This window comes from Leptospira sp. B5-022, from assembly GCF_000347035.1.
Classification (GTDB): domain Bacteria; phylum Spirochaetota; class Leptospiria; order Leptospirales; family Leptospiraceae; genus Leptospira_B; species Leptospira_B cinconiae.
On record NZ_ANIJ01000034.1, the window covers coordinates 1 to 2,978 of the forward strand.

The 2,978-nt window shown below is 37.4% G+C and carries 3 protein-coding genes and 1 pseudogene; 1 reads left to right on the forward strand and 3 read right to left on the reverse strand.

The genetic code is table 11. The annotated features are described in order from the left end of the window. Positions 1–229: 229 nt before the first annotated feature. The gene (locus LEP1GSC192_RS20225; protein ID WP_020770888.1) at positions 230–1,096 is read left to right on the forward strand and encodes a tyrosine-type recombinase/integrase; all 867 of its coding nucleotides are present in this window, start codon (positions 230–232) and stop codon (positions 1,094–1,096) included. Positions 1,097–1,286: 190 nt separating this feature from the next. Here the strand turns inward: LEP1GSC192_RS20225 and LEP1GSC192_RS15270 are convergent, their stop codons facing one another. The 3 genes and pseudogenes from LEP1GSC192_RS15270 to LEP1GSC192_RS19605 all read right to left on the reverse strand — a co-directional run bounded on the left by LEP1GSC192_RS15270 (position 1,287) and on the right by LEP1GSC192_RS19605 (position 2,897). Continuing rightward, positions 1,287–2,057 (reverse strand): hypothetical protein, encoded by a 771-nt coding sequence (locus LEP1GSC192_RS15270; RefSeq protein WP_020770890.1) that lies wholly within the window; start codon positions 2,055–2,057, stop codon positions 1,287–1,289. Between the two features lie 170 nt (positions 2,058–2,227). Beyond that, complete coding sequence (locus LEP1GSC192_RS15275) at positions 2,228–2,653, reverse strand: putative toxin-antitoxin system toxin component, PIN family (RefSeq protein ID WP_020770889.1); 426 nt, start codon at positions 2,651–2,653, stop codon at positions 2,228–2,230. Further along, positions 2,653–2,897 (reverse strand): annotated as a pseudogene (locus LEP1GSC192_RS19605) (CopG family ribbon-helix-helix protein). The gene LEP1GSC192_RS15275 and the pseudogene LEP1GSC192_RS19605 overlap by 1 nt, the downstream one beginning before the upstream one ends. Positions 2,898–2,978: the final 81 nt, after the last annotated feature.

Genomic DNA, 2,978 nt, shown 5'->3' on the forward strand with positions numbered 1-2,978 from the left:
GCGTCTAACGACCAAGGTGTTCCGACGTTTCGCGAGTCCGTAAGGACTTGGCACGAGACTTGCTCTGCAAGACGAGTGACAAAGCGAAATGTGCCGTAGGCCAAGCAAGGGTTGCGTAGCAAGCCCGCAGCGCTGCGGAAGCACCGAAAGTTAGTCGCCGTAGCTGCTTTCTTCTAGTAATTTTAAAAGCTTTTCAATTCTTGGCACTATGGGTGCATTAAAAGACAAAATGATTTTAGACATGAGACTAAGAGGATACAGTGAAAGCACAATCGAATCATATACAGATTGTATGACTCGTCTAACAAAAGAATATATGATATCGCCTCTAAAATTGAGACCAAAACAAGTTTATGACTTCTTTATTAAACTAAAAGAAAACAAAGCCTCAGAGTCTTATCTACGAATTTTTTACAGTGCTGTTACTCTTTTCTATAAAATTGAAAATAAATCATATATGACAAAATCAATTCATCTGCCAAAAAGAGTGCAACGAATACCCGCCGTCATGAATAAATCTGAAGTGAAATTATTCCTTTCAGAATGCAGATCACTCCAAGAACGAACTGTATTTTCAGTACTATATTCCTCTGGAATTAGAGGAAGTGAATTAATTAATCTGAAAATCCCAGACATCGACTTCGAAAGAAAGACAATCTTTATCTCCAAATCAAAGACTAGAAAGCAACGATATACTATTTTATCAGATCAAGCGGCTAACCTTTTGAAGAACTATATTATAACATATCAACCGAAGGATTTTCTTTTCTACGGTTTTAGAGATAAAAGTTCACATCTCAGTATGCGTTGGCTGCAAGCTTCATTCCAAAGAATTGTCAAAAGAGCCGGGATAACAAAGAAGGTCCAAGTTCATACTTTTAGGCATTCGTTTGCTACTCATCTTATGGAAACTGGGAATAATCTGATTTATATCCAAAAGTTACTTGGACATACCTTCTTGTCTAGCACTCTGCTTTATTTACATGCAGATTCTAGTACTTTTTTAAAGACAATAAGTCCCTTGGAGTCAATTAGCTTAAAACATATTGGATCCTTTGGAAATCAACAGCAAAGATCATTCGATTTCGCTATATAGAATATTATTGTAGCAGCTATGGCGACTAACGACCAAGGCTTGACGACGTTTCGCGAGTCCGACAGGACTTGGCGCGAGACTTGCCCTGCAAGGCGAGTGACAAAGTGAAATGTGCCGAAGGCCAAGCAAGGGTGCGAAGCAGCCCGCAGCGCTGCGTCAGAGCCGTAAGTTAGACGCTGGGCTGAACTTGCTAAGTAATAATTCTCATAGTTCTTTCAATATCTTCCAAAGGAATCTCGTTGAGAGACAAGACTTTATAAATTCTTTCTCCAAGCCTAGTCAAGGCACATCCTTTGAAATCGACAGTGCGATCTCCGGTAATTGCAAGATCACCTTCATTATGAATATCAAGAATTACTCCTTTTGTTTGAAGCTCAATTAGGTTGTAATAAAGCCCAATTTTATCATCAGTTATTTTTACTTCCGACATTTCGGCAATTTTCATAAATCCAGCAATTTTCGATTGGATAATATTAATCAATACAAGCTGATTATAGGATAGTTGATCTGATAAATTTAGGATTTGATGAATATCATCTGTAGAAATAGATGAAAACACGGAATTAACGAATAGATTCCCAATAAATGGAAGTTTTTTCTCTTCATAAGCATTCTTAGCCTTTATCAAAACACCTTCAAATATTTCATCAGCAAAAGAGATCTCATCAATATTTTCAAAGAAGCCATCTTCTCTTACAGACGATCCAGAATCTAATAGCTTCCTAATCTTGATTTCTGAGTAATAACCGATAAATTCAATTCGACCTTTCTCCTTTTCGGATAATATTCTTTCAATTAAGTCCTTACTAACACGACCAATTACTTCTCCAGACACGCCCCCAAGTGCAGCACCCATTGCTTCGCCAGTTGCGACTCCAATATAACCGCCCAGACCTACTCCCAGAATTTGAGCTGTATCAGGAAGAAATCTTAGTAACAAATTTCTAAGTTTACTTTTCATGAAATATTCATTCAGCCTTGCGTCTAACGGCCAAGCCTAGCCGACGTTTCGCGAGTCCGTAAGGACTTGGCGCGAGGCTTGCCCTGCAAGACGAGTGACAAAGCGAAATGTGCCGGAGGCCGGAGCGAGGGTTGCGTAGCAAGCCCGAAGCGCAGCGGCTGAGGCGAAAGTTAGTCGCTGGACGCCCCTTCTCTATCTATATTTAAATATTGTTCCGGAGAAACAATCTTGAGAGATTTTAAATTACCTAAGACAAGTAAATCTTGATCACCCGTTATCAAATAATCAACTTTCGCAGAAAGAGAACTTTCCAGTATATGGTAATCGTCCCGATCTCTAAGTCCTGAGTAATCTGATAAGGAAATATTTGTAGTTTTTTCAGTAATTTGTTCAATCTCAGATAAGATAACTGAAATAAATTCTTCAGTTAATTTGAATTTTGGCTTCTTCAAAGTTAATTCTATCTCTTTAAGTATAGAATCAGAAATATAACCTATTACTTTGCCTGAAATGAGTTCTTCTAAGATAAGCCTGGGTTTCCCACCAAACAGTATTGCAGATATATAAACATTGGTATCTAATAAAACCTTATGCATTAGGAAGTTTTCTTTTGCTTCCTGATAAGTTTTATTTCATCGATAAGAGAACTTTCTGTCAAATTTGAAGCTTTAGAAATAGCTGAACCAACTACGAAAATTTTTTCCCATTTAGATTTCTTTTCTATATATGCACGCGCAGCTTCTCTAATTAATTCAGATCGAGACCTACGTTCTCTTTTAGCTATTTTATCTATTTCCTTTAAGAGACCTGTTCGAATGAAATATTGACAGTTTGATTCATGATTTTAGCATATACAATCTTTGTATATCCGTCAAATCAAATATTCGTTTAAAAACCAATTTTAGGGTGTCTTGCGACTAA